Below are 26,398 nucleotides of genomic sequence, written 5' to 3'. Positions count from 1 at the left end.
AGACCTGGAAGCTAATTTTGACTATTATCTTACAATTTTAACGCCAAATTCCGCATCTGTTTAACTTCTTTTGGCGTCAATGCGCGATATTTCCCTGGCTGTAGCCCATCAAGATTTAAAAGGCCATATGATTCCCGTTTTAGCTTCTCAACAGGGTAGCCTAAGCTCTCCATCATTCTTCTTACATGGCGGTTCTTTCCTTCGCGTAGAGTTAATTCAAGCAGCATAGAGTCCTTTTTCTTATCCACGGAAAGAACATTATACTGAACTGCTTTTAATAGGTCATTATCGGATTTTACTCCTTTTTTTAGCTGGCCTAATTCTATCTTAGTTGGAATGCCTTTGAGCTTGGCAACATAAACTTTATCGACCTCATATTTTGGATGCATTAGAAGGTTAGCAAATTCGCCATCATTTGTTAAAAGCAAGACGCCGGAAGAATCGTAGTCCAGTCTACCAACAGGGTAGACACGTTCAGGGATGCCTATAAGTAGATCTGTTACAACTTTTCTATCTTTATCGTCTTTAACACTGGAGATAACGCCCCGTGGCTTATAGAGTAAGTAGTAAACCAACTCTTCCTTCACCAATGGAACCCCATCCACTTCAATGCTATCACTTGGTGTTACCTTTGTACCAAGTTCCGTTACAACCCGGCCATTCACCTTTACTTTTCCTTCCGTTATAAATCCTTCTGCTTTTCTTCTTGAGGTAAGACCACTTTGGGCAATAACCTTTTGAAGACGTTCATTCATGTTTGACATTTATATCACCATTTCCTTTTGTATCGAACCATTTAACATGGCGTGAGACTTACGCTAACTTACTTGTCCAGAACTTTTTTGACTATTGCCAGGTTTCTATAGATGTGAGTTAAAACGTTCCCAAGTAATTGTACCATATATTATAAACTAAAAATAATTCTTAAACACATAAAGAGAATAACATTTATAGTACAATACTCGGATTCCAAAGTAGGTAAGTAAAAAACCGAATGACCATCGACCTTTAAAATTACTAGTCGAATTCACTCGGCTTTATTACGCTATGCAATTTTCTAAAGTAAAAAATGAAAGAACGCTTATATGAAACATGCTACATGTCTTTAACCAAATACGAACCTTACCACGATGATAGAGGCAACTATCCCAATAACATCTGCCAACAGGCCAACCTTTAAGGCATAACGCATTTTCCGTATTCCGACTGCACCAAAATAGACAGTTAATATATAGAGTGTTGTATCTGTGCTCCCCTGCATGGTTGAAGCAAGTCTACCAATGAAAGAGTCGGGTCCGTGTGTCTGAATTAACTCCGTAGTCATGCCTAACGCTGCTGTTCCGGAAATTGGCCTAACAAGAGCCAGTGGTATAATATCGGGCGGGATACCTATTAGGCTTAAAAGGGGAGCTATAAGCCCAATAAAGGCTTCCATGGCCCCTGATGCTCGGAGAATAGAAATTGAGACAATCATTCCAACTAAAAAAGGAAGTAAAGAAAAGGCCATCTTAACACCCTCTTTCCCTCCCTCTACAAACGTTTCATATGCAGGCACTTTTTTCCACGACGCTACTAGTAGTACAATTAAAATAAAGGACGGAATGAGCCAAACGCTGACAGAGGTTACAATTCCCATTTATTTTCCCCTCCGATTACTTCTATAAAAATAAAATCTATCAATTAAAATCGCACTTGTAGTCGAGATAATGGTAGCTATTATAGTAGTACCAACTATTTCGGTCGGTGATACAGAGTTATATTGCATGCGAATTGCTATTACCGTAGTAGGAATAATCGTAAGGCTGGAGGTGTTTAAGGCTAAAAAAGTAATCATAGAACGAGAGGCTGTATCCGTACCACTTAGTTGCTTCATTTGTTCCATCGCCTTTATTCCCATTGGAGTAGCTGCATTACCTAACCCAAACAGATTAGCTGTTAAATTGGATAGGATATATCCCATTGCTGGGTGATCCTTTGGTATTTCAGGAAAGAGCCTACTCACCAACGGGCGAAACCCTTTGGCAAGAATCCGTAAAATCCCTGCTTCTTCTGCAACTCGCATGATTCCCAACCAAAACACTAGCACACTAATAAGACCAATTGATAGGGTTACTGCTTCACCAGAGCTTTTAAAAATAGCTTCATTTACTTTATCCATTGTCCCCGCAAGCATGGCATAAACAATCCCGATAATAGCCATACCTGCCCATATTAGGTTAACCATATTATGGCCATCCCACAATGTCTTGAAAAATATCTAGGGTACTGGTGAAAAAATTGTCTCTTTGTTTTCCTTCGTCTTCTTTATAAATAAATACTTCGCCAATTTGATCTTCATTAAAATAGTAGACCTTCTTGCCGATAATATTATCCTCTGACTTTGTTTCGTCTTTTAGAATGTAATTTTGCTGCGTAATGAGCGATCGTTCTGATTTTGCTAAAGGAAAATGTATTTCTGATGCGATATGACCAACAATAGGCTCCTCAAAATCAGGCAATGTATAGGCAGCTTTTCCTTTATCATCAATCGTCTCAAGGGAATAATTTTCAAACCCCCATTCAAACATTCCTATATGATCTTGCCAATCATTAGGGGCATTTAATGTTACGGCAATTAGCTTCATCCCATCCTTTTCAGCAGAACTTACTAGTGTTCTTCCTGTCTTTTTTGTATAGCCAGTTTTTCCGCCAATACAGTATTCATATAATTGGGTTAGGAGTTTATTCTTGTTTTGCCAGCTGTACGTCCTACTCTTGGAAAGGTATGATGTTGCTCCTGTAATCTCTTGAAACTTCTCATTATCCATTGCATATTGCATAAGAATTGCCATATCATAAGCTGTGGAATAGTGGGTATCCGAATCAAGACCATGCGGGTTATCAAAGTGTGTGTTCGTCATCCCAAGCCATTTTGCCTTCTCGTTCATAAGATGAACAAATCCCTCTTCACTTCCACCAATATGTTCTCCTATCACAACAGCGGCATCATTGCCTGAACGTAACATCAAACCATAAACCAGGTCTTCTACAAGCATTTTTTCACCTTGCTCTAGGTATATAGATGATCCTTCTGTATGTATTGCCTTTCTGCTTGTCTTTGCCATTTCTCCCATTTTCCCAGACTCTATCGCTACGATCGCCGTCATGATTTTCGTAATACTAGCGATAGATTGTTTTTCATGCGCTTTCTTTTCAAATAAAACCCTACCAGTAGACTGTTCGATTAAGATGGCATTATTTGCTGAAACTCCTGGTGCTGCTTGTCCAGCAATTGGGTATAAAAAAACAATTATAAAAAAGATAAGAAGTATAGATATAAATCTCATAGCAGGCTTCCTCCCACAGATTAGGTGTCTGTATAGTCTATGCATGTCTACATCAGTTATGACATGTAAACATGTAAGTATTCAACAAAAACCAACTATAAGAGGATCCTGCTTATAAAATAACAGAATTAATCTATACAACTTAAAGATTAATAAAGTGCCCACTTTAGCTTTTTAGCTTTAGCAAATCTCTCATTCACATTTTGCCAGTTAACAACATTCCACCAATTTTCAATATAAGTTTCTTTATCCGTTTTATATTGCAAATAATAGGCATGCTCCCACATATCTAGAACAAGTAATGGAATAATATCTGCTATTTGAAACAGTTGATGTTTTTCAAAGGATTGTACACCAAGCCTTCCATTTCTTGGATTCCAATACAGAACAGCCCACCCATCACCTTCAACAGAGGAAGCTGTATTACTAAAAAGATTTTCGAATTTCTTCCATGTACCAAAATCTTTTTCAATTTGTTTTAATAGTTCTCCAGAAGGTTTCTTATCTGAATTAGGAGTCATATTAAACCAAAAAATAGTGTGGAGATTATGGCCAGAACCATGAAAGGCTTGTTCTCTTAGCCAGTGCTTTACGAGATTCTTATCAGGCTGTTTTACATAAAGTTCGTTTTCTGCTTTATTAAGCCCATCCACATATGCTTGATGGTGCACATCATGATGCAATCGCATAATTGCTTCACTTATATAAGGCTCCAGTGCATTATAATTATAGGGAAGCTGGGGAAGCTTGTGTTTTCCATACCCGATCTGTTCGGTATTACTATTATTGTTATGTTTCATTGACAGAACGATCCGTTGGGCCTCCCCTTGCAACACGTTAATAATCTCATCATCAGGAGCAAGCTCACGACTTGTATTGACCTTAACATCTTCTATCCATGATTTTAACTGTGTTTTTAAGCTACTCTTTTCTTCAGCGCTGATCTCTAGACTATCGATTTTCCGTTGCACTTCTTCTCCCCACACCAGTAATTCTTGTAAGTAATTTTGAATTGTACTCATTCCATCACCTCACTGTAGCTTATGCCCAGTTTTTAATATTGGTGAAACAAATTAACTAGTATGGAGTTTGTTAAAATTAAAAAAGCTGGCCATTATGCCAGCTTTTTTAATTAGATGGTTCATCATCTTTAAATTGTTCATTAAACCTCTCAAAGAATAGATCAGCCTCTTCTTCTAATTCACTATTCGATTGCCCTTCCGGTAATGGAGGAAGGTCCTCAAGAGATGTTAACCCAAAAAATGTTAAAAATTCCTTGCTTGTTCCGAATAAAATGGGTCTACCTATACTGTCCTTCCTGCCAACTTCTTCGATTAGCATTCTTGCTACAAGAGTTTGCACAGGGCGATCACTCTTCACCCCACGAATTTCTTCGATTTCTGTTCGAGTAATAGGTTGCTGATAAGCGATTATGGCTAATGTTTCCAACGCCGCCTGTGACATACGAGTCGGATGGGGTGTTTCAATAAACTTTTGATAAAACTTACTATGTTCCGGTTTTGTCGTAAGGTGGTAGGCTCCGTGGGAGTGCATCAACATAATGCCACGTTCCCTATTCTCATAATCATACTTCAACTCTTCTAGTATGGTATGCACAGAGGCCTCAGTGATTTCAAGAATATTCGATAGCTGTTTAACCGTTATTCCTTCATCTCCACTTGCAAACAATAGGCCCTCCAATATTGCTTTCATTTGCTGAATTTCCACTGCTATTCCTCCATATAGTGAACGAGTAAAGCATCAAAATGCCTTTCTTGTTCACAAAACACTTTCCTAGACTTCATTAATTCTAATAATGCCATAAACGTTATGACAATATGAGTTCGCGACTGGTAGGTGAAAAGTTCATCAAAATAGACGCCTTCACGTCTGTCACGAACAAGCTCTATGACCTCATCCATACGCTGTTCAATCGGTATCTCAGCCCTCTGAACCTTTGTCTCAAGCGGTTCTTTCCATTTTTTTCGTTCCATCATTTTCCCTAAAGCCCCGAGCATGTCATAGATAGTTAATTCCCCTTTAACTACTTTTTGAGGACTTTGTGTAAGTTCCTCAAATATAACAGGAGATCTTGTAAACAAATGACTTGATTCCTCTTCTTTCTGTTTTAGCTTTTCCGCTGCATCTTTATATTTACGATATTCAATTAATCGATGCATCAGTTCCTCTCTTGGATCTTCTACATATTCATCCATCTCTTCATCTATTTCCTGTTTCGGTAAGAGCATTTGACTTTTAATAGCTACTAAAGTTGCTGCCATTACTAAATACTCACTGGCGATATTTAAATCCAGCTTCTGCATAGTGTGTATGTAGTGCATATACTGTTCTGTAATCTGTGCTACAGGGATATCATTTATATCAATTTCATATTTATTTATTAGATGCAACAGCAAATCAAGCGGTCCTTCAAATGCCTCCAGCTTAACCTGATAAGCTTCGCTCATAAGCAAACTTCCTCTCATGAATAATGAAAATAAAAAAGCAATGTAACATCCGCCCAAACAACTTGAAGCATTCCATCATACGTTATTAACGTAAGATAAATGTTACCATAAAACATTTATGTTAAGAAGAAAAAGGAGGAATTTCATTATGAGTAATAGTTATGGCGGAGGTTTCGCGTTAATCGTAGTATTGTTTATTCTTTTAATTATTGTTGGTGCTTCTTGGTTCTAAGATTCTAGCGAAACCCAAAATTGCATCGCTAAAATATTTCCTTGGTGGAAAGAAGAAAAAGGCCAGCCTTAGAGGCTGGCTTTTTTTGATGGTATGATTTATTCTATATCATCGTCACACTTTGTGTAAAACTGTTGAATCTCATCCGCAGCACAAACTGCGTATTTTTCCTCATAAAGCTTCGACACTTCATTTACCATTTTCTTGCCAATTCCCTGATTTCTGTGGGAAGGATTAACAGAAATATGCTGAATGACAGCATTAATATCCTCTTCCAGTCTTACTCCAATAGCTCCCAGTACATCATCAGCTTCTTTCCATAAGAAGAGATGCCAATCAGAATTCGTCTCGTATTCTTTTATTGTGCTCTGGAGTTTTTTTACGTCTTTTTCTTCAGGCATAAAAGATAAAAGACCCATTGCAATCTTCTCCAGACTTTTTTTGTAACGAATTAACATAGATACCCCTCATTAACAAAAAAGCTCCCAAATGTCTCTCAGTTCGCTATTTTGCTGTTATTTTTATGACCGATTACGGCTGATTTGTATCCTAGGTTTCGGTTACCCAAATGGTGTTTATATATATTTATGCACGATATGACAGCAATTGTCAAATCAGCTAGTTCTTTTCATCTATTATGTATCATCATGAACAATTAACAGAAAATGCATACATTAGCTATTCAATTTATCTTTGCGCACAATCGTTTCAAGTATATTGTATCCGTCAGACTTCTGATTTTTCAATTTAAATGGTACTAAATTAATGATGACCAACCAGAGATTAAATAAAGCGAACAATTGTAAATAATCGCTCCTAAAATGGCTCTGTAACTCCCAAATAGAAAGGAATACAACAATATTGACAAACGGCCCAAATATACTAATTATGAATCTTTCAAAACGATTAAAAGGTGTGACTCGTTCACTATTTGCATATCCCCCCATAAAATATCCAGCATGAATAATGAAATGAAGTTTGCCGGAGGAGTATTCGATCACTCGCTTCCCCCGGCCAATAGTTAGATAAACAAGTTCAGCCTTGAAAATAACTCCTGCTAATGCATGTCCAAGTTCATGCAAGAAAATACTAATTGGTGCTGCAACAAACAGGAGAAAGGTTATGAGATAAATATCCACCATTTCGAACTCCCTAAGGTAAGCGTGGGCTTACACGGTTATTCAGAAAATACTTTAACCTCTTTCATTACATCCCCATTTTTCATTGCTTTTGCATGTTCTATTCCAGACGTAACTTGTCCAAACACGGTATGTACGCCATTTAAATGTGGTTGTGGCTCATGAACAATAAAGAATTGACAGCTTCCCGTGTTTTTCCCCGCATGTGCCATAGATAGACTGCCTTCGACATGCTTATGAGGGTTTCCTTCCGTTTCACAATCGATTGTATAACCTGCAGAACCAGTACCGTTTCCAGTCGGGCAACCACCTTGACTAACAAAGCCATCAATTACACGGTGGAAAGTTAAACCGTTATAAAACTCTTCATTAGCAAGCTTTTCAAAGTTAGCTACTGTATTTGGAGCCTCGTTCGGGTATAATTCAAATTCTATTTTATTGCCATTTTCCATTAGGAAATATCCTTTTTTAGTCATGTTTGCATCTCCTTTATATTTAATAAACCACGACAAGTTTATCATTTAATCTATGAATTGAAAAGCAATTACAAGTAAGACAAATCGTTCTTAACTACGTCTTGGTAGCTTTCTCTTTTCACGACAAGCTTTGCTTCCTTGTTTTCCACAAAGACTACAGCAGGTTTAGCAAACCGGTTGTAGTGGCTTGCCATGGAATAACCATAAGCACCAGTAGAGAAAACTGCTAATACATCATTAGTTTGTACTTCTGGTACCGGCAAATCCCAAATAAGCATATCACCAGATTCACAGCATTTTCCAGCAACGGAAACTTCTTTTACAGGTGTTTGATCCGCTTTATTCGCAATCACTGCTTCATACTTAGCTCCATATAAAGCAGGTCGTAGATTATCTGTCATACCGCCATCTACAGATATATACTCTCTTATACCAGGAATCGACTTCATTGAGCCAATCGTATACAAAGTTACACCGGTATTTCCGACTATAGCTCGTCCAGGTTCCATCCAAATTTCCGGCAGAGGGATATCCATTTCTTCTGATTGTTTTCTAACCTCTTCCACTAGTGCATAAACATATTGTTCATAAGGAATAGGCTCATCCTCGGAAGTATAGCGGATTCCAAATCCTCCTCCCAGGTTCAGTACTTCTGGGATATAGTTGTCGTTTCGCTTCCATTTGGCTAGTTCTGCAAATAATATTTCTGTAGCACTTAGAAAGCGGTCTGTTTCAAATATTTGTGACCCAATGTGACAATGTAATCCTTTAAAGCGAATAGATGGATACTTTTTAAGGAGTTGGAAAGCTTTATCGGCCTGACCGTTTTTTAAATTAAAGCCAAACTTTGAGTCCTCGTTCCCCGTCATAATATACTGGTGGGTTTTTGAATTGACCCCCGGAGTAACGCGCATTAGAACATCCATTTCTTTATTTTGCTGATCTAAGAGGTCTCCTAGAAGTTCAATCTCATAAAAATTATCCAAGACGATACATCCGATATTTTGTTCTATTGCCATTTGGAGTTCTTGTCTGCTTTTATTATTTCCATGCATATGGATTCTTTCGGATGGAAAACCTGCTTCAACCGCGGTATAAAGTTCACCTTCTGATACAACATCAAGGCAAAGTCCTTCCTGTTGTATTACCTGGAGCATTGCAATGGATGAAAATGCTTTACTCGCATACGCTACTTTTGCATTAACACCCAATTCTTTGAAAGTGTCAACAAATGAACGGGCATTCCTTCTTATGAGGGAAACATCATATACATATAATGGTGTACCGAAGTCGTGTGCCAAGCTTAGGGCATCTACCCCTCCAATTTCTAGATGGCCATGACTATTAACAGTGAATGGGTGTCTATCGATGATCATAAAGCGTCCTCCGTTACTAAATATAATTTAAAACTTTATCATAATAAAGCTGAATTGAAAAGAGGACAAGACCAAGACTTATCGCATTAGTGGCATGTAACGCAAAAAAATTAAAAAAGTTGTTTGGTAATTGTTAACAAAGCTACATATTTATCTGCTATTTGGAAGTTTAAAGAAAATGGCTAAAAAATTGCCGAGCAATATTCCTACTTCACCTAAAAGTATCGAATGATCGTTCGGCATTTTCGTAACAGTATTCAATTGTCTTCATCCCACCTTCTAAAATGGAAAGGTGGATTATTTTTTTGTTGGCTGACGGTAGTTGTTTTTCGGATGTACTATACTTGGTCTGCTGTTCGAGTATGGTACAGGAATACGGAAGATAATTTGTAGCATAGCTTTTGGATTGAATGGCAAAAAAGGCCATAAATAAGGAGTCTTAATTGATTTTAGATTTACAAGGTACATAATATGAAGTGTTATCCCGATCACAAACCCAATTGCGCCAAATAAACCGGTGAAAATCACCATCATAATATTGACTACTTTATTTGCAACACTTAATTCGTAACTTGGAGTAACGTATGATCCTATCGCACTGATCGATACATAGAGAATGACCTCTGGACTAAACATCCCCACATCAATTGCTATTTGTCCTATTAACACGGCCGCAATTAAACCCATTGAAGTGGATAAGGGAGTCGGTGTGTGGATGGCAGCCATTCTCAGAAATTCGATCCCAATAACAGCCATTACAATTTGGATCGTAATCGGAATATTTCCTTCCTCATTCGGCCCGATAAAAGCAAGTGCCTTCGGAAGGATCGTAGGATCGAGTACAAAAAGTAACCAAAGTGGCAAGAGATACATGGAAGCAAGGATTGCTAAGAAACGGATCCATCTTACAAATGTTCCAATCGCTGGTGCCTGTCTATACTCTTCAGCATGCTGTAAATGATGAAAAAAAGTAGTTGGCAATATTATCGCACTCGGGGAAGTATCAACCAAAATGAGGACATGCCCTTCTAGTAAATGATTTGCAGCAACATCTGGTCTTTCCGTATATCTGACAAGAGGATATGGATTCCACTTTCGATCAATGATAAACTCTTCAATAGTTTTATCTGCCATACTAATTCCGTCAATTTCGATGTCCTGTATTTTTTTCTTTATTAAATGTACTAGCCCTTCATCTGCGATATCCTTTACATAGCTTACGCAGACATCTGTCTTGGACCTTTCCCCTACCTTAAGCATTTCGTGTCTAAGCCTTGCATCACGTAACCTTCTTCTGGTAAGGGCGGTATTTTCAATAATATTTTCAGTATAGCCATCTCTCGAACCACGGATAACGCGCTCTGTATCTGGTTCTTCTGGGGTCCGTCCTGGGTAATGACGAACATCTACAACATAGGCAAACCTTTCCCCATCAATAAATACAACTATAAGTCCAGACAAAACCTGATCTACTGATTCATCCATCGTTTTAACCGATTCAACTTGTTGATGCAAGAGACGATTTTCAATTATTTCAGGTAGCTTCTTACTGTTGGATTCGTGATCATTTAAGTTAACCAGTTCCTTCAATAGGTCCTGAATTATAATGGAGTCACACAACCCTGTTAGATAATAAACATGCACTTTTCTTTTTAATATAATAACTTCTCTAAAACCAAGGTCAAATGAAACGTCCATTCCAAGACGCTTTTCCATATAAGCCTTGTTTTCTTTTATATTTGCTGCAATTTCTATTTTATCATCTTTTTGACGCATGCTTTCACACCTTCCACCTGAAAATTACTTTACAAAATAAATCCATTGAAAAAGTGAGCCTGCGACTTTTCCAAATAAAATAGCCATTAGCATCCACAAGAGATAGCCATCCATACCAATCCTCTTAGATAATATCGGGAATACATTCAAGACTTCAGTTAGGGCAGCAGCTAGCATTCCATTAAATATTCCATGAAACAGACCCCAAATGACTAAGAATAAAAGTGGCTGTTCCCAGTTTATCGAAGTAAAGGATAAATAGGTGCCAAACAAACTACCTGCGATAACACAACCAATATATACTTTTAACATTCTTCCAGTTTTACTCAATTGGATTAATCTTGGTATAACGCCTAAAACAGTAAGAAAGGCAACAAAACCTCCTCCCACTGCCATTCCGCTTGATAGTCCGATAACGATTTGTATTAGATTAGTCAAAAGGCTTACGATCATTTAATTCGCTCTCATATTGAATGACGTAATTATCAAGATCTTGCTGATATTTGTAAATTTCAACTTCAAGCGGACTTGGTTCCTCGTTAAACCGTCTGTTAAACCAATGATTAAAAAACAGTAGCATCCCTAACCCTAATCCTAAAGAATATGGAATTTGTATCCATAAAGGATATTCATTTTCCTTTCCTGTTAATAGAAAATGTAATTTCTGTTGTACCTCCTGCATGCTTACATCATAATGAAAATTCATTAGCGTCATTGCAGTTCCAATAAACAGTATGAGCCATACTGCCGTTGCAAATAAAATATTAGGCGACTTACTTTTTTTGAGAATGCGAATGATCGTTTGCTCCGGGCCAATTAACTGAAATTCCATATCTTCAAACAGTTGACTTATATGGTCAATAATAACAAAACCATCAATTATTACGATCGATTGGTCCTTTTTGGACAGACGATAGATTGGTACGGATTCTAGCTTTTTCTTCCAAACTGGTTGTGCAGAAATATGAGCGATATCTTTTAGCTTTAATTCCTTTAGTGTTGTAATTTCTAAGTGCTTCTTCATTCTCAGGTAAATCATCTCACTCACAGCTAATCACCCTCTACCAGAATCGTTTATAATGTATTATTTACAGAACAATGGTTTTTATGATTGGTAATTTTAAAAAGCATATTGATGTATATAAATCAAGGCGTATAATATGGACACAAAAAACCGAACAACCTCTCGAATCTTACTTACCGGGCGTCAATACCCCCGTAAGAAACGAATGGTTATTCGGAATTTGCTTTAGCTCTACTTATTGTGCAACCTTTTTAAAAATTTATCATGAAGTAAAGTCTAAGTTTACTTTCATATCATGTAAGATTTTCTTCTCTAATCTCGAGACTTGTACTTGTGAGATTCCTAGCCGCTCAGCCACTTCAGACTGCGTTTGGTCTTTGTAGTAACGCAGGTATACAATTAGACGCTCCCTCTCATTCAGACAACGAATAGCTTCTTGCAAGCTAATCCTGTCAAACCATCTTGTATCCTGATCAGCAATTTGATCAAGCAATGTAATTGGGTCCCCATCATTTTCAAATACGGTTTCGTGAATAGAATGGGGTGACTTTGCCGCTTCCTGTGCATGAACAATTTCTTCCGGTGAGAGCTCCATAGCCTCTGCTAATTCTTTAACAGTAGGTGAACGACCGAATTTTTTTGTTAGCTCGTCTTTTTTCCTTCGAATTTTATTACCCGTTTCCTTTAAAGACCTGCTTACTTTGACACTGCCATCATCTCGAATAAAACGTTGAATTTCTCCAATAATCATGGGGACAGCATAGGTAGAAAAGCGAACATCATAGGACAGGTCAAACTTATCAATTGATTTAATTAAACCTATACTACCAATCTGAAACAAATCATCTGGATCATAACCACGATTAATAAAACGCTGTACAACTGACCACACTAAGCGTACATTCTTTTCAACTAATATATCCCTAGCCAGTTTATCGCCCTGCTGGCTACGTTTAATATATTCTTTAACCTGATCATCTGTTAGTGTTTCTTTCCGCTTCTGGCGCTCAACATTTACATTCATAGGCACCCCACCTCTATTTACAAACAGACTTTGTTTTGGCGAGCTGCTTTGTCATATGAACTGTAGTTCCTTTGTCGGGTAAGGAGATAACTTCCACTGAGTCCATAAAATTCTCGATAATGGTAAATCCCATTCCAGAACGTTCCATATCTGGTTTGGATGTATACAGTGGCTGTCTCGCTTCCTCAACATCGCCTATTCCAATGCCATCATCCTTTATCGTCAACTCTATTCCATCTTCTGTGATAGTACAGGAAATAAAGATCTTTTGATTCGGATCATTATTGTACCCGTGAATTATGGAATTTGTGACAGCCTCAGAAACGACTGTCTTTATTTCAGTTAATTCGTCCATCGTAGGATCAATTTGTGTTATAAAAGAGCCCACCGTAACACGCGCAAAAGCCTCGTTCTCACTAATGCTAGAAAATTCCAAAGACATTTCATTTCTCATGAAGCCACCCCCAAAGTCATTAAGGCAAATGATTCGTTCTCCTCTAATCGAACGATTTTAAACAAACCAGACATCTCAAATAGGCGTTTAATAGGTGGCGATACAGAGCAGACAACCATTTCTCCGCCTAACTGTAACACCTCTTTATATCTACCTAATACAACTCCAAGTCCAGAACTATCCATGAAGCTTACATCTTCAAGATTTAGAATGACGTGCTTCACTGGATTCGTATACATTGTATCCTTCCACTGATCACGCAGTCCTTCTGCCTCATGGTGATCCAGCTCTCCGGACAATCGAACAATTAGTACTTCTTCTTTCACTGCAAAGTTTGCCTGAAGACCCATCTGTATTCCTCCTTATTTATCCTTCATGTACTTCTTTTTCTCCATTACTTGCAATAATTCCTGCATGATGACAAAAGAAGAAGGAAAGGTACTAAATCAGTGGATATCAGTCAAACTTCACCAATTTCTGCAACGATCTTTTCATTAATGTATAGTAACTTGCTTTTTCAATTGTTTCTTTTACGGTTAGTTGTGATTCAGATAACACGTTGTCTCCATCTTTTACGATTAATGTTCCAACATCATCACCTTTTTTTATAGGCAAGACTAGGTCTTGCTTCATTTTCACCTCAGTTGTAATGTTATCAACTGAATCTCCTTTTGCATGCAGAGTACTAATGGATTCAGAAGCAACCACATCATTCACCTTTTTCTCAGCTTTAGTTAGTCGGAGTGTTGTAATTACATCTCCTTTTTGGAAAAGCTTGTTCGTCTGAAATTTATTGAAAGCATAATCAAGCATTTCGGATACCGATGCGTTCCGTTCTTTCGTTGTTTTTGCTCCCATCACTACTGCGATAACCCGCATTCCGTCTTTCTCAGCAGTCGCAGTTAAGCAGTATTTTGCCTCATTGGTAAAGCCCGTTTTAAGTCCATCTACACCTGGGTAAAAACGAACTAGTTTATTTGTATTAACCAGCCAAAATTCATTTTCCTGCCCTTTTCTTAAGTAGTCTTCATATACAGAAGTGTAGTTTGTTATAGATTCGTATTTTAGTAATTCTTTTGCGATTATCGCCATATCGTACGCTGTACTATAATGATCATCAGCAGGGAGACCAGTGGTATTTTGAAATTTTGTATCCTTGAGCTTTAATTCTTTCACCTTTTTATTCATCAAGCTGACAAATTCTTCTTCACTGCCAGCAACTCTTTCAGCCATAGCTACACTAGCATCGTTTCCAGAGGCTATTGCAATTCCTTTCAGCAGATCATTTACAGTCATTTCCTCTCCCGCTTCTAGGAAGATTTGTGATCCACCCATGGAGGCAGCGCGCTCACTTACTCGAACCGTTTCATCTAATTTCAAGCTTCCCTTCTCTAACTGCTCCATGATTAAAAGTAATGTCATAATTTTAGTCATGCTCGCAGGAGGAAGCTTTTCATGGGCGTTTTTGTCAAATAAAAGCTTTCCTGTATCACGTTCTAGTAAAATGGCTGAATCAGCACCTTTAGCAAGGTTTGCTTTATTGTCACTACTTTTTTCTTCTGCTGCTACTGGTATAGTCATTGCAAAAACACATAAAAGCACGATGCTTAGTAGTACAATTTTTTTCATAGCTATCCCTCCAACAATCAATATATAGTTAGGATTGACAATCATAAGTTTATTTATACTCATTAACATTTCCCTGACTGCTATACAAACTACTGTTGTTGATAGCTATTTAAAACACAAAAGAGCATGGCCTTATGTATAAGGCCATGCTCTTGAGAAATACTTTCTATGTTGTTTATAAAACAAGTTATTTTGTTATAGTATCATATACTAACGTTGGCGCAGGTACATTTTCAGTAGCTATTACAATGCTATCATATAGTTTAGCGCGGACTTCCTCAACATTTTCCTGATTAGCATGAATTGTTAGTAACGCTTCGCCCTCTTTTACGCTATCACCGATTTTTTTATGAAGTACTATCCCAACAGCAAGGTCTATTTCCGAATCCTTAGTTGCTCTACCTGCTCCTAACATCATTGCAGCAGTGCCAATATCATCGGCAATGATTTTCGAAACCGTACCGGCTGATAAACTAGGTAATTCTATCTTGTACTCTGCTTGTGGCATGTTTTCAGGATGATCTGCGACAGATGCATCTCCACCTTGTGAAGCAAGAAAAGTTTTAAATTGCTCAAAGGCTTCCCCATTTGCAATGCTTTCCTTTAATTTCGCTCTTGCTTCCTCCATATTATCAGCCTTATTAGCTAAAACAACCATCTGACTTCCTAAAGTAAGACAAAGTTCGGTTAAATCTTCGGGACCTTGACCCTTTAATGTATCAATTGCTTCATTAATTTCAAGCGCGTTTCCAATTGCATACCCAAGCGGTTGGCTCATATCAGAAATTACTGCCATCGTTTGTCTGCCTACTCGATTCCCTATTGTAACCATTGCTTCAGCAAGCTTTTTGGCATCCTCTAAGTTTTTCATAAATGCTCCGGCACCTGTTTTAACGTCAAGCACAATTGCATCTGCTCCTGATGCTATTTTTTTACTCATAATAGAACTTGCAATCAGAGGGATGGAATTGACGGTTGCCGTAACATCGCGTAAACCATATAGCTTTTTATCAGCTGGTGTTAGATTCCCTGACTGGCCGATTACAGCAACTTTATTTTGATTTACAAGTTCAATAAACTTCTCATTGCTTATCTCCACATGAAAACCGGGCACCGCTTCAAGCTTATCTATCGTTCCTCCTGTATGGCCGAGACCTCTTCCGCTCATTTTTGCTACTGGTACACCTACAGAAGCTACCAATGGTGCAAGGATAAGCGTAGTCGTATCGCCAACGCCTCCAGTGGAATGCTTATCTACCTTTACGCCTGAAATCTCAGATAAATCGATTTGATCTCCTGATTCCACCATAGCGGAAGTTAGATTTGCACGTTCCTCAACAGTCATATCCTCAAAGTATATCGCCATTAACAACGCACTTGCTTGATAATCTGGTATATCTCCATTGGTATACCCGTCAATAAAGAAATAGATTTCTTCTTTTGTAAGTTCATGACCATCTCGTTTTTTTTCAATAATGTCATACATTCTCATTTGGATCACCTCAATTTATTATAGTGGTAATGTCTGAACAATCTGTTTCACAAACCGTAAAAAGTCTTCTCTTACTTTTTCAGTTGTTTCGATTACCTCTGTATGGGTCAAAGGTTGATCCAAAATACCAGCTGCCATGTTTGAGATACATGAGATTCCTAAAACACGAAGCCCTGCATGACCAGCAACAATCACTTCGGGTACTGTAGACATGCCCACAGCATCTGCCCCTATCGTACGTAGCATCTTAACTTCAGCAGGTGTTTCATAGGAAGGACCAGTGTTTCCAGCATATACACCTTGGCGTACTGAAAGCCCTAATTCGTTAGCACATGCTAGGGCACACTTAATAAATTCCCTATCATAAACTTGTGACATATCTGGAAAACGTACCCCTAAACTATCATCATTCTTTCCGATTAGTGGATTATCACCCATATTATTAAGATGATCTGAGATAATCATCAGATCTCCAGGGTTATACGTTTCATTAACTCCTCCGGCAGCATTTGTCACAATAACAGCCTCTATTCCAAGTTGTTTCATGACACGAACAGGAAAGGTTACTTGTGTCATGCTGTAGCCTTCGTAATAATGAAATCTCCCTTGCATTGCAATAACTTGCTTTCCTTCTAAGGTACCAACTACAAGCTGGCCTTTATGACCAGAAACAGTGGACACAGGGAAATGCGGAATCTCTTCATAGGGTATATTCACTGGGTTTTCTATCTCTTCACCCAGCACACCTAAACCAGATCCAAGGATTAACCCTAGAGTTGGTTTTGCTTTCAATTTATCTTGAATAAATGCTGTAGCTTCTTTTAATTCCATTTGATTCATCATGTCATCCCCTTAATTTTTTATATCTTTTAAAAAGCTTTCACCATGTTCCGGTGTAGCTACTTCAAAATTAGCTGCAATCGTTGCACCAATATCAGCGAATGTCTTTCTTACCGGGAGTTCTGTGGCTTTTGTTATTCCGGTGTGATAAGCCAGTAATGGTACGTATTCCCGTGTGTGGTCAGTTCCATGATGGACTGGATCGTTCCCATGGTCAGCTGTTATCAATAGCAAGTCATCTTCTTTCATTTTCTCTAACACTTCTGGTAATCTGGCATCAAACGCTTCTAGTGCTTTTCCATACCCTTTAGGGTCACGGCGGTGGCCGAACTTGGCATCAAAATCCACTAAATTTAAAAAACTGATACCAGTAAAATCTTTGTCCATGCTTTCCACTATTTTAGTCATGCCATCTTCATTGTCTGTCGTCCTAATCGCTTCAGTGACACCTTCACCATCATAAATATCTGAAATTTTCCCTATCGCAATTACGTCATACTTCTGATCTTGCAACTCATTCATCACTGTGTGGCCAAATGGTTTTAGTGCATAATCATGGCGATTAGAGGTTCTTTCAAACGCGCCAGGTGAACCAATGAACGGTCTAGCTATCACACGGCCAACCATATATTTTTCATCCAGTGTTAAAGCTCTGGCTATTTCACATATACGGTACTGTTCTTCGATTGGGATAATCTCTTCATGTGCAGCTATCTGTAGTACCGAGTCTGCAGATGTATAGACTATAAGAGCTCCAGTGTCCATATGTTCCTTCCCAAGTTCATCGAGGATTTCTGTTCCTGATGCAGGTTTGTTACCGATTATTTTACGGCCGGATTTCTCTTCTAATTCATTAATTAGTTCATCAGGAAAACCTTCAGGGAAAGTACGGAAAGGTTGCTCGATGTGTAGACCCATAATCTCCCAGTGCCCTGTCATCGTGTCTTTTCCATTAGACGCTTCCTGCATTTTTGTATAATGAGCTTTCGGCTTTTCTGCCTTATTAATTCCTTTAATTTGTCTAATATTACTTAATCCAAGCGATCCCATATTCGGCATCTTAAGCCCATTCATACGCTCGGCGATATGTCCGAGCGTGTCGGCACCCTTGTCATTAAATTTTTCAGCGTCTGGCGCTTCACCAATCCCAACTGAATCCATTACGATTAAAAATACACGTTTAAATTTTCCCATATTGATACCTCCTGTACATTATCTTCCCATATTTCTGCTGTTATATGTTTATTTTCGTTAGCTATGTATACTTATATGTGAATCGACCCACTTGTAGGATGTCAGACAACTAAAAATGTAATTAGGCTCTTGGATGATAAGAATCATAAATATCTTTTAATCTAGCTTTTGTAACATGTGTGTAAATTTGGGTAGTAGAAATGTCAGCATGTCCCAGCATTTCCTGCACTACACGCAAATCTGCCCCATTCTCTAATAAATGGGTTGCAAAAGAATGGCGCAATGTATGTGGTGTAATACTTTTCTTAATCCCTGCAGTTTGTGCAGACGCTTTTAGTACTTTCCAGAAGCCCTGTCTGCTCATTGGCCGACCATGCTGGTTTACAAAAACAGACTGGTCGTCCTTTTTATTTTTAACTAGAGTTGGTCTTGCCTGTTGTAAATAGGTCTCGATTGCTTTAATTGCCACATTGCCTAGTGGGACAATCCGTTCTTTCGATCCCTTGCCAAAACACTGGACGAAACCCATTGTTAGATGCAAGTCACCAATTTTTAGTGAAAGAAGTTCACTCACCCTTAACCCTGTAGCATAAAGCAGTTCAAACATCGCTCTGTTCCGAATATGCAACGGGGAAGCAGCAGGAATTTGTAGAAGTGCTTCAATATCCTTTAATGACAAAATGTCAGGAAGCTTCTGGTCTTTCTTAGGCGTTTCAATATTAAGACTAGCATCCTGGTTAACCAATTGTTCTCTAACAAGGAATTGATGGAAGGATCTAATGGATGATACATGTCTGGCAATCGTTGCGGAGGATTTATTATCATCCTTTAAAATATGTAAGAAGCCAACAATATCGGAGCGCCTTATTTGATTCCAATCCGTTTTTTCTAGCACTTTTTCCGTATAGTATAGATAATGAGAAAGATCTCGATTATACGACTGCAATGTATTATCTGAAAGTCCTTTTTCTATGCGCAAAAAATGATAATAATCTTCTAAAGCATCTTTCAGCATCCGATTACTCCCCCAAGCGAAAAAATAGATTTAATCTGTCTAGCAGACTTGATTCTTGTTGAAACACTTTTACTGCAGGGCCATCCGGTTGATCATAACGATGGAATTCTTCATACTCCGTATGCATAGCTTTAAGCCCGAAATAAAATAAACAGGTGCAGGCAGTAAAGATAATGAAAACCTTTAACGTGTCCCATACTAATCGTTTCAAATGTATAACTCCCCTTCTGTTATCTTCTATTATTAGAAGATATGCCAAAAAAGATTAACATTATACATAGAAACATAGAAGTTTTAAAAAGAACACTGCCTACAATTTACCCTTTTTAATAGCTTTTGTAAATGCTTACTTATAGTTAGCAAATCAAAAATGCCTTTCTTCAGCTGAAAAAAGGCACCCGGATTATTTTTTTAGTGTAGTGGTTCCATCATGACACTTCCTACATATACCGTGGAAAGTCAATCGATGATCTTTTACTTGAAATCCCCAGTCTCGCTCCACGATTTTCTCTACATCACCCAATAAGTCATTTTCAATTTCTTCAACTGAACCGCATTCTATACAAACAAGATGGTGATGGAAGTGCTCTGCGCCTTCTTTTCTTAGATCATAACGTGACACACCGTCGCCAAAATTAATCTTATCTACAATCTTTAGTTCTGATAATAACTCTAATGTACGATAAACTGTTGCCAAACCGATTTCAGGTGCTTTTTCCTTTACCAGTAGATAGATATCTTCTGCACTAAGATGGTCTTCTTCTCTTTCAAGTAAAACCCTAACCGTGGCTTCCCGTTGTGGAGTAAGCTTATAGCTCTGTGCATGGAGCTGTTTTTTTATTTGGTCTATGCGATGTTCCATGGCAGGTTCCCTCCCTCGTATCCCATCTTTATTATAGGCATCGAATTAGAACGTGTCAAAATATAATTTGATTATTATTTTATATTTATAATCATTATAGTTTAAGTTTTATTATTGGTAAAATGATTTGACTATATATGTCATCGCCTCATTCGATACATAGGTCTCTAATAATGCAGCTGCGAATGAAAGAATCAAGAGAAAACCAAATATCATAGCATATCTCCCAAAAGGCTGGAAGACTGGTTGCGATACTTTACGAGTAAATAATTTGCCCAGCAATTTTAGAGAAAAGATCATGGCTAAACTACCCGCAACAATATATATAGGTATAATCAGAATATTCTGTGGCGCTATGGAGAAAGTAGCTAGTAAAAAGCCATCCATTCCTAGTTGATTTACGATAAACCCAACTGAAAATCCTACAACAAGGCCTTTAATAAATAATAAGATCCATACAATCGGAAGCCCGATTACGGACAGCCCAAGTATAAATAGTAAGAGTAGATATTTCACATGATAAAAGAAACTATTTTTTAAGATGGTTGTATTTTCAGTTAGTTGCTGATTGTGAAGCTGACCGAAAAAACGTTCCAAATAAAAAATGAGGTCCTGTTTTTGAACGACACTCATACTATTAACTAGAATGGCACCGAATACGATCCCTGTCATAAACAGGATAATCATAAACAAGTAGATGGTGGCATGATCTTTTAGGTGGTCTGTAATGATAGCTCTATTTTTATACATTCGGAATCCTCCATTCAAGAGATACTGCTATACTAAAAACTATGAAGAATTCCTGTTAAAAATACCAACTTTACTATTATTACTTACTTATTCTCATGTCTCATCAGAAATTATCTTTCCATACTTCCCACCGCCACCAGCTTTTATCCCTAATTTTCCCTCTCGCATTTGGATGATAGATTTGGCAATCTTCCCTTGTACGATCTCTTCCATTTCTTCTAATGGAGCGCGATGAATCACATTCATTTCGTTGTCAAATCTCTTCAGTAACTTCTCATACGTTTTCTTTCCAAGGTAAGGAATATATTCAAGCGGTACTTGATAAAAGTAAGGTGGTCGGTTCAGCTTATTCGCTATACCGTTACTTAGTTCATTGATTCGATCTGCCACACCCTTTGTTATTTTGTTGGAACCACAGTGAATACAATGTGTCGATTTTGAGGGAGTATGTTGGTTACACTCATTACACACTGTAAGATGGTACTTGCCCAGTGCTGGGTTCATACCATAATTAGCAGAGATAGCCCGTCCTTTCACATTGTGTAATGCCCATAGAAACTCTTTAAACGATGGGCTTTCCATTCGCACTACTTGATATTCACGCGCGATTTTAGCCAGTGAGTGTGCATCAGAGTTTGTTAAAAAAGTATAGGCATGTAGTTCAGCAAGCTGATCCGCCATTTCGGTGTCAGAACTAAGTCCCAGTTCAATCCCGTCTACTAGATCTGAATCAAATACCTCGGTCAACGATTTTTTTACTCCTTTTCCGAACAAGCTTTTAAACGGGGTAAAGACGTGCGCGGGAATGAAAATACCTTCTAGCTCTTTAATCTTGTATTGTAGTTCTTTTCCAGTTCCATAGTAGCGTTGTGAGCTTAGATTAATATTTGTCATTCTCTGTGCGAGCCATTCGGTAAACTTGGACATGCTTTTAAGATTAGGAAGAAAACATAATACATGAATCGGTCCCTGACTGGAAGCATCATATATTTCAATTTCCGATCCAAGTAATAAAGTAACCCCTTCAAATTGTATCCCACCGTCTTCTAATTCCCGTGCTTCCCCAGATTTAATCAGCATGTTGATTTCTCTTTGAACCGCTGGGGCATGGCAATCAATCACACCAATCATGCCCATCCCCTTATTCCTGCTTGCTTCTATAAGAATGTTCGTTAACGTTAGCGACTTTGCACCAGTTATTTTCACTGGCCTATTATCCATATCTCTACCAATATGAATATGCATGTCAACAAAATAATTTGATAGCATGATTATCTCCCCAATGCATGCAAGTAAAGAATTGCGTAATTTGTTTTTGCATCATGAATTCTTTCTTGCTCAACAAGCTCTTTTGCCTCATCTAATGTCAGTTCAAGAACTTCGACAAACTCGTCTTCGTCACTTGCGGGTGGCGTATCCATCTTCTCAAGCTCATCCGTTATATAGATATGCATTAATTCATCTGCAAAACCGGGTGATGTGTAAAAAGATGTAACGAATGAAAACTCGTTAGTTGTATAACCTGTTTCTTCCTCTAATTCACGTCTGGCAGTAACTTCGGGCGCTTCACCAATTTCCACTTTTCCAGCTGGGATTTCAACCAGTGACTTTTCAAGTGGCTTGCGAAATTGTTCCACTAACACAATTTTATTATCTTTTGTGATTGGAATTACTGCAACTGCTCCTGGGTGCTTAATTAATTCTCTTTTCGCTGTTCTCCCATTTGGAAGACTTACTTCATCCACCCGCAAATCAACGACTTTCCCTTCATAAATGGAAGTTGTGTTTATTGTTTTTTCTTCAAACTTCTTCATATATAATCCTTCTTTCTTAAGTTGTTCGTTCAGTCACGACTATTTCGTTAAAATGATTCCCTCAGCACAAGCATCTAGTTAAGTTTCTTCTGTTAGTATAAGATATTATAAAGCCCACCGCAAAATAGTTGTATTGTGTTTACGCACTTTTTACAATGGGAATAGTATGAAATTGGGAGGATGATTCGTTTGAAAGAAAATCAATTGGGTAAATCGGGAATTATGATTTCTGCCCTCACATTAGGTTGTATGTCACTTGGCATAGATGAAAAAAAGGCAAAAAATATAATCGATATGGCACTGGAGAGAGGAATAACACATCTTGATACGGCAGATCTATATGATTTTGGTACAAATGAAGAAATCGTAGGAAAAGCAATTAAAGGAAAACGAGATAAGGTTGTTCTCACTACAAAAGTAGGAAATCATTTTAATAAGGAAACAAAAGACTGGCACTGGGACCCATCAGCTAAACATATAACGGAAGGGGTAAAAGACAGTTTACGTCGTCTACAGACAGATTATATTGACTTCTATATGTTGCATGGTGGTACGCTCGATGATCCAATAGATGAATCAATTGAAGCATTTGAACGTTTGAAAGAAGAAGGTTATATACGAAGTTATGGAATTTCCTCTATACGTCCTAATGTTATTCGTGAATATGTAAAGCGCTCAACGATTGATGCTGTTATGATGCAATATAGTATTTTTGATCGCCGGCCCGAGGAGGAACTACTTGATATACTTCACGCAAATGGAATCAGTGTACTTGCAAGAGGTCCACTAGCCAAAGGAATGTTGAGTAATCAAGCTAAACAAAAGATCGAGGCAAAAGGGAGTGAAGGGTACCTCACCCACTCCTATGATGACTTACAGAAATACTATGAGACATTATCGAAGACCACGTTTAAAGGTGGCCTGCAAGAACTTGCTCTACAGTATGTACTCAAACACCCAGCTGTTGCCAGTGCAGTATTTGGCTCAAGTTCTATCGAACAACTAAAGGCTAACACTGGATTCTCCTTAGGAGAACTTCCAAATGAAACTTATTTGGAAATTCAACAACTTGTTAAACCAATTCAATATGAAAACCATCGGTAACTATAAGCACACAGTTTTTATCTTTCTATAGTATAAATCAACCCAGGGGATGGATAATACGTCATCCCCTGGGTTTTATCCCGGTGTAAGCGTCCGTAAAACTCCCACTTCGAAATATGAAGTGAAACCGTGATGTTTAAGTGGGAGTAAACGGGCGCTAACACCCCCGATTCGTTCAACTAACAATCAGTGGGGGAAGAACCAAAACCCCCACTGATTGAAGTTTCACTTTATATTTCACATATGCTTTGTGGTGCGATAAATGGATTTAGGATGCCTTCAGGACTCGATAAACGAAGCATGCCATTTATTACATCAAGCTTCATTGATTCAGCAAAAAATACTTTTTGGTGCTTCTGTATTAAAACAGGGAAGCTGTCACTTTCTATCTCAAAATAGTCATTTGTATAGCCGTTAGTAAATCTTATTGTAGGTACGCCATTTACACCACAACCACATCCCTCTGTGTCATACCAGAGAACAACATAACGATTTTGATTTATGTTTCTTTTTTCCAATTCTTCTTTTGCTGCTGGGGTGATATGAAGTTCCATACTATTCCCTCCAATTGATCTTTGTTTACTTTTTATTAAATTGCGTTTCAAGGAGTTTCTCCATTATACCAGGAAAAACATGGTACAGCCTGCTCCCTACTTCCATCCAACCAGGCATATTAATTTCCCTTTTCTGCTTGAACAAATTTCGCGTAACTCTGTTTGCAACACGATTAGGGTCTAGCATATAACGGCTAACATTTTTCTTATACGACCCTTTAGGATCTGCCTGGGTAAAAAAGTTTGTATCTACCGGTCCTAAATTTACTGCTGTAACCAAAATGTGATCTTTTGCAGTTTCCATACGCAAACTATTAGTAAAACCAATAACGGCATGTTTCGTTGCAGCATAGACAGCCGATTTAGGAGTAGATATTTTTCCTGCCTGCGAGGCAATGTTTACGATATGCCCTTCTTGCTTTTGCTGAAAATGTGGGAGGAGCATTTTTGTAAAGTGTATTAAAGAGATAACATTAACTTGAAACATGCTTTCAACGTCCTGCATAGATATTTCTTCAACAAGCTGAAATTTACCAAAACCAGCATTATTGATTAGTCCATCTATAATAGGATGGTCCTGTAAGAGTAAGTCTGCTGTCCGCATCATTTCTTTTTTATTCGATAAATCACAAGTATAGTAATAACAATCGGTGTTAAAAGTTTGTTTTATTTTATCACACTGCTCCTTCATTTTAGCAGTGGAACGTGCTATTAGAAGTGGTATCCCTCCACTTGCAGCGATCTGCCATACGATGCTTTCTCCAATTCCACTTGAAGCGCCAGTAACAATTACTTTTTTATTTTGCAGCCGTCGTTGCTTCATAAAACTCTGTCGTCCCCTCTGTACTTTTGCTAACAAGCCCACTCGCTTCAAGATAGTCGAGCTGGCCGATAATATCTGACATAGTCAAATCAATCTGGCTCTCATAACGAACCGGAAATATTTTTTGACATAGTTGAAAAGCAGTTTGTTTACCTGTTTGAAGGAAAGCTAAAACATTAGCAGCACGTTTTTCCTGTTTATTAAAACGAGACTGGACGATCTCCGATACATTAGAAAAGATCTCTCCATGACCTGGTAAAACCTGACTGATTTCGATAGATAGACACTTTAGAAGGCTACTTCTGTACTGTAGCATAGGAGATGCTCTTCGTTCCCCTTCATGTATGGGGGGTTCGACTACAGGATTGGAAGAAATGTTTTTCAATAAATGATCTCCGCCGATGAATATTCCATCAGACTCTCTATAAAAAGAAACATGGCTCTGTGCATGGCCCTTCGTGTTTAGGACCTGCCAATCAGGATGTCCTGGCAGCCTATCTCCCTCTTCAAGAGTTCTGGTTAAATGGCCCTCTCCAGCATAGCTTAATAAGGACCGTAACTTTTTCCCTATACTCTGAAAACGTTCAGGAATATCACATTGCTTAAAATATTCTTTGAAGAAATCCTCATATCTATTAAAATATTGCTCGTCTTTTCTTAACCAAAGGTCAACAAGATGATTAGCCATTATTTCCCTAGCACGTGGAAATGCCTCAATCAATCCAGTGTGATCTGGATGATGATGCGTCAATATAATCTGTTCAATATCCCTTGGATGATAGCCAATTTGCTTTAATTGTATTAGTAGTGCTTCATAAGCTTCTTTTGTCTTTACACCTGCATCAATAAGAGACAACACATCTCCTTTTAATAAATAAACATGGGCATCCCCAACTGCAAAAGGAGTTGGAACAGTGATTTGATATAATGTATTGTCAATAATCTTCATGATTTTCACCCTTTAAGATAAGCATAGTGTGCTGTATCGCTCTCGTACTCAGCAATAATGAATAACCATTCATTATT

Annotated in this window: 32 protein-coding genes; 2 read left to right on the top strand and 30 right to left on the bottom strand. The window is 38.1% G+C overall.

Annotated features, from left to right (window positions below):
* Positions 1-29 precede the first annotated feature (29 nt).
* The 7 genes from K3T81_RS06595 to K3T81_RS06565 form a co-directional block, all read right to left on the bottom strand.
* Positions 30-764 carry a pseudouridine synthase gene (locus K3T81_RS06595; protein ID WP_106896848.1) on the bottom strand — a complete coding sequence of 245 codons (735 nt, stop codon included), beginning with the start codon at positions 762-764 and terminating at the stop codon, positions 30-32.
* Positions 765-1,105: 341 nt separating this feature from the next.
* Complete coding sequence (locus K3T81_RS06590) at positions 1,106-1,636, bottom strand: spore maturation protein (RefSeq protein WP_106896849.1); 531 nt, start codon at positions 1,634-1,636, stop codon at positions 1,106-1,108.
* A complete protein-coding gene (locus tag K3T81_RS06585) occupies positions 1,637-2,224 on the bottom strand; it encodes a nucleoside recognition domain-containing protein (protein WP_106896850.1) in 588 nt (195 codons plus the stop codon).
* A 1-nt stretch (position 2,225) separates the two neighbouring features.
* On the bottom strand, positions 2,226-3,326 hold the full coding sequence (locus tag K3T81_RS06580) for a D-alanyl-D-alanine carboxypeptidase family protein (RefSeq protein ID WP_238018952.1): 1,101 nt from the start codon (positions 3,324-3,326) through the stop codon (positions 2,226-2,228).
* 149 nt (positions 3,327-3,475) lie between these two features.
* Positions 3,476-4,348 (bottom strand): superoxide dismutase, encoded by an 873-nt coding sequence (locus K3T81_RS06575; protein ID WP_238018950.1) that lies wholly within the window; start codon positions 4,346-4,348, stop codon positions 3,476-3,478.
* Between the two features lie 106 nt (positions 4,349-4,454).
* A complete protein-coding gene (gene scpB / locus K3T81_RS06570; protein WP_106896853.1) occupies positions 4,455-5,054 on the bottom strand; it encodes an SMC-Scp complex subunit ScpB in 600 nt (199 codons plus the stop codon).
* A gap of 2 nt (positions 5,055-5,056) precedes the next feature.
* On the bottom strand, positions 5,057-5,794 hold the full coding sequence (locus tag K3T81_RS06565) for a segregation/condensation protein A (RefSeq protein ID WP_106896854.1): 738 nt from the start codon (positions 5,792-5,794) through the stop codon (positions 5,057-5,059).
* A gap of 148 nt (positions 5,795-5,942) precedes the next feature.
* On the opposite strand from K3T81_RS06565, the gene K3T81_RS06560 reads away from it, so the two are divergent.
* Positions 5,943-6,026 (top strand): YjcZ family sporulation protein, encoded by an 84-nt coding sequence (locus tag K3T81_RS06560; protein ID WP_036572750.1) that lies wholly within the window; start codon positions 5,943-5,945, stop codon positions 6,024-6,026.
* Between the two features lie 98 nt (positions 6,027-6,124).
* Here K3T81_RS06560 and K3T81_RS06555 read toward each other — a convergent pair whose 3' ends face one another.
* From K3T81_RS06555 to K3T81_RS06460, 20 genes are all read right to left on the bottom strand, one after another.
* Positions 6,125-6,484, bottom strand: a complete 360-nt coding sequence (locus tag K3T81_RS06555; RefSeq protein WP_106896855.1) for a GNAT family N-acetyltransferase — start codon at positions 6,482-6,484, stop codon at positions 6,125-6,127.
* Between the two features lie 216 nt (positions 6,485-6,700).
* Positions 6,701-7,168 carry a M50 family metallopeptidase gene (locus K3T81_RS06550; protein WP_238018948.1) on the bottom strand — a complete coding sequence of 156 codons (468 nt, stop codon included), beginning with the start codon at positions 7,166-7,168 and terminating at the stop codon, positions 6,701-6,703.
* 35 nt (positions 7,169-7,203) lie between these two features.
* Complete coding sequence (locus K3T81_RS06545; RefSeq protein ID WP_036572746.1) at positions 7,204-7,641, bottom strand: peptidylprolyl isomerase; 438 nt, start codon at positions 7,639-7,641, stop codon at positions 7,204-7,206.
* Between the two features lie 68 nt (positions 7,642-7,709).
* Complete coding sequence (lysA, locus tag K3T81_RS06540; RefSeq protein ID WP_238018946.1) at positions 7,710-9,017, bottom strand: diaminopimelate decarboxylase; 1,308 nt, start codon at positions 9,015-9,017, stop codon at positions 7,710-7,712.
* Positions 9,018-9,314: 297 nt separating this feature from the next.
* On the bottom strand, positions 9,315-10,793 hold the full coding sequence (locus K3T81_RS06535) for a spore germination protein (protein ID WP_036572743.1): 1,479 nt from the start codon (positions 10,791-10,793) through the stop codon (positions 9,315-9,317).
* Between the two features lie 24 nt (positions 10,794-10,817).
* Positions 10,818-11,246, bottom strand: a complete 429-nt coding sequence (locus K3T81_RS06530; protein ID WP_106896858.1) for a stage V sporulation protein AB — start codon at positions 11,244-11,246, stop codon at positions 10,818-10,820.
* Positions 11,224-11,832 carry a stage V sporulation protein AA gene (locus K3T81_RS06525; RefSeq protein WP_249226093.1) on the bottom strand — a complete coding sequence of 203 codons (609 nt, stop codon included), beginning with the start codon at positions 11,830-11,832 and terminating at the stop codon, positions 11,224-11,226. The genes K3T81_RS06530 and K3T81_RS06525 overlap by 23 nt, the downstream gene beginning before the upstream one ends.
* Before the next feature lie 247 nt (positions 11,833-12,079).
* The gene (sigF, locus tag K3T81_RS06520; protein WP_106896860.1) at positions 12,080-12,841 is read right to left on the bottom strand and encodes an RNA polymerase sporulation sigma factor SigF; all 762 of its coding nucleotides are present in this window, start codon (positions 12,839-12,841) and stop codon (positions 12,080-12,082) included.
* Positions 12,842-12,854: 13 nt separating this feature from the next.
* The gene (spoIIAB, locus tag K3T81_RS06515; RefSeq protein WP_106896861.1) at positions 12,855-13,295 is read right to left on the bottom strand and encodes an anti-sigma F factor; all 441 of its coding nucleotides are present in this window, start codon (positions 13,293-13,295) and stop codon (positions 12,855-12,857) included.
* Positions 13,292-13,645 carry an anti-sigma F factor antagonist gene (gene spoIIAA, locus K3T81_RS06510; protein WP_036572737.1) on the bottom strand — a complete coding sequence of 118 codons (354 nt, stop codon included), beginning with the start codon at positions 13,643-13,645 and terminating at the stop codon, positions 13,292-13,294. The genes spoIIAB and spoIIAA overlap by 4 nt, the downstream gene beginning before the upstream one ends.
* 106 nt (positions 13,646-13,751) lie before the next feature.
* Positions 13,752-14,924: a D-alanyl-D-alanine carboxypeptidase family protein gene (locus K3T81_RS06505; protein ID WP_106896862.1), complete on the bottom strand. Its 1,173-nt coding sequence runs from the start codon at positions 14,922-14,924 to the stop codon at positions 13,752-13,754.
* A gap of 187 nt (positions 14,925-15,111) precedes the next feature.
* Positions 15,112-16,416, bottom strand: coding sequence for a pyrimidine-nucleoside phosphorylase (locus K3T81_RS06500; protein WP_106896863.1), 1,305 nt, complete (start codon positions 16,414-16,416; stop codon positions 15,112-15,114).
* 18 nt (positions 16,417-16,434) lie between these two features.
* On the bottom strand, positions 16,435-17,256 hold the full coding sequence (locus K3T81_RS06495) for a purine-nucleoside phosphorylase (protein WP_238018944.1): 822 nt from the start codon (positions 17,254-17,256) through the stop codon (positions 16,435-16,437).
* A 12-nt stretch (positions 17,257-17,268) separates the two neighbouring features.
* Complete coding sequence (gene deoB / locus K3T81_RS06490) at positions 17,269-18,450, bottom strand: phosphopentomutase (RefSeq protein ID WP_238018943.1); 1,182 nt, start codon at positions 18,448-18,450, stop codon at positions 17,269-17,271.
* A gap of 121 nt (positions 18,451-18,571) precedes the next feature.
* Positions 18,572-19,465 carry a site-specific tyrosine recombinase XerD gene (xerD, locus tag K3T81_RS06485; RefSeq protein ID WP_106896866.1) on the bottom strand — a complete coding sequence of 298 codons (894 nt, stop codon included), beginning with the start codon at positions 19,463-19,465 and terminating at the stop codon, positions 18,572-18,574.
* 4 nt (positions 19,466-19,469) lie between these two features.
* Positions 19,470-19,676 carry a YqzK family protein gene (locus K3T81_RS06480; protein WP_036572728.1) on the bottom strand — a complete coding sequence of 69 codons (207 nt, stop codon included), beginning with the start codon at positions 19,674-19,676 and terminating at the stop codon, positions 19,470-19,472.
* A 192-nt stretch (positions 19,677-19,868) separates the two neighbouring features.
* On the bottom strand, positions 19,869-20,327 hold the full coding sequence (fur, locus tag K3T81_RS06475) for a ferric iron uptake transcriptional regulator (protein WP_238018941.1): 459 nt from the start codon (positions 20,325-20,327) through the stop codon (positions 19,869-19,871).
* A 111-nt stretch (positions 20,328-20,438) separates the two neighbouring features.
* On the bottom strand, positions 20,439-21,077 hold the full coding sequence (gene spoIIM, locus K3T81_RS06470; protein ID WP_106896867.1) for a stage II sporulation protein M: 639 nt from the start codon (positions 21,075-21,077) through the stop codon (positions 20,439-20,441).
* 93 nt (positions 21,078-21,170) lie between these two features.
* A complete protein-coding gene (locus K3T81_RS06465) occupies positions 21,171-22,346 on the bottom strand; it encodes an endonuclease Q family protein (protein WP_106896868.1) in 1,176 nt (391 codons plus the stop codon).
* 2 nt (positions 22,347-22,348) lie between these two features.
* Entirely contained in the window at positions 22,349-22,891 is a 543-nt protein-coding gene (locus tag K3T81_RS06460) for an NUDIX hydrolase (RefSeq protein WP_238018939.1), read from the bottom strand.
* Between the two features lie 189 nt (positions 22,892-23,080).
* On the opposite strand from K3T81_RS06460, the gene K3T81_RS06455 reads away from it, so the two are divergent.
* Positions 23,081-23,995, top strand: coding sequence for an aldo/keto reductase (locus tag K3T81_RS06455; protein WP_106896869.1), 915 nt, complete (start codon positions 23,081-23,083; stop codon positions 23,993-23,995).
* Between the two features lie 230 nt (positions 23,996-24,225).
* Here the strand turns inward: K3T81_RS06455 and K3T81_RS06450 are convergent, their stop codons facing one another.
* Genes K3T81_RS06450 through K3T81_RS06440 form a run of 3 tightly spaced genes read right to left on the bottom strand, consistent with a single transcriptional unit; the run spans position 24,226 to position 26,321 of the window.
* Entirely contained in the window at positions 24,226-24,549 is a 324-nt protein-coding gene (locus K3T81_RS06450; RefSeq protein WP_238018937.1) for an iron-sulfur cluster biosynthesis family protein, read from the bottom strand.
* A gap of 25 nt (positions 24,550-24,574) precedes the next feature.
* Positions 24,575-25,372, bottom strand: a complete 798-nt coding sequence (locus tag K3T81_RS06445) for an SDR family NAD(P)-dependent oxidoreductase (RefSeq protein WP_238018935.1) — start codon at positions 25,370-25,372, stop codon at positions 24,575-24,577.
* Positions 25,347-26,321, bottom strand: a complete 975-nt coding sequence (locus K3T81_RS06440) for an MBL fold metallo-hydrolase (protein ID WP_106896872.1) — start codon at positions 26,319-26,321, stop codon at positions 25,347-25,349. The genes K3T81_RS06445 and K3T81_RS06440 overlap by 26 nt, the downstream gene beginning before the upstream one ends.
* Positions 26,322-26,398: the final 77 nt, after the last annotated feature.

It is taken from the genome of Oceanobacillus jordanicus, from assembly GCF_022095695.1.
Classification (GTDB): domain Bacteria; phylum Bacillota; class Bacilli; order Bacillales; family Amphibacillaceae; genus Oceanobacillus_B; species Oceanobacillus_B jordanicus.
This window is presented reverse-complemented; position numbering and strand designations above follow the sequence as displayed.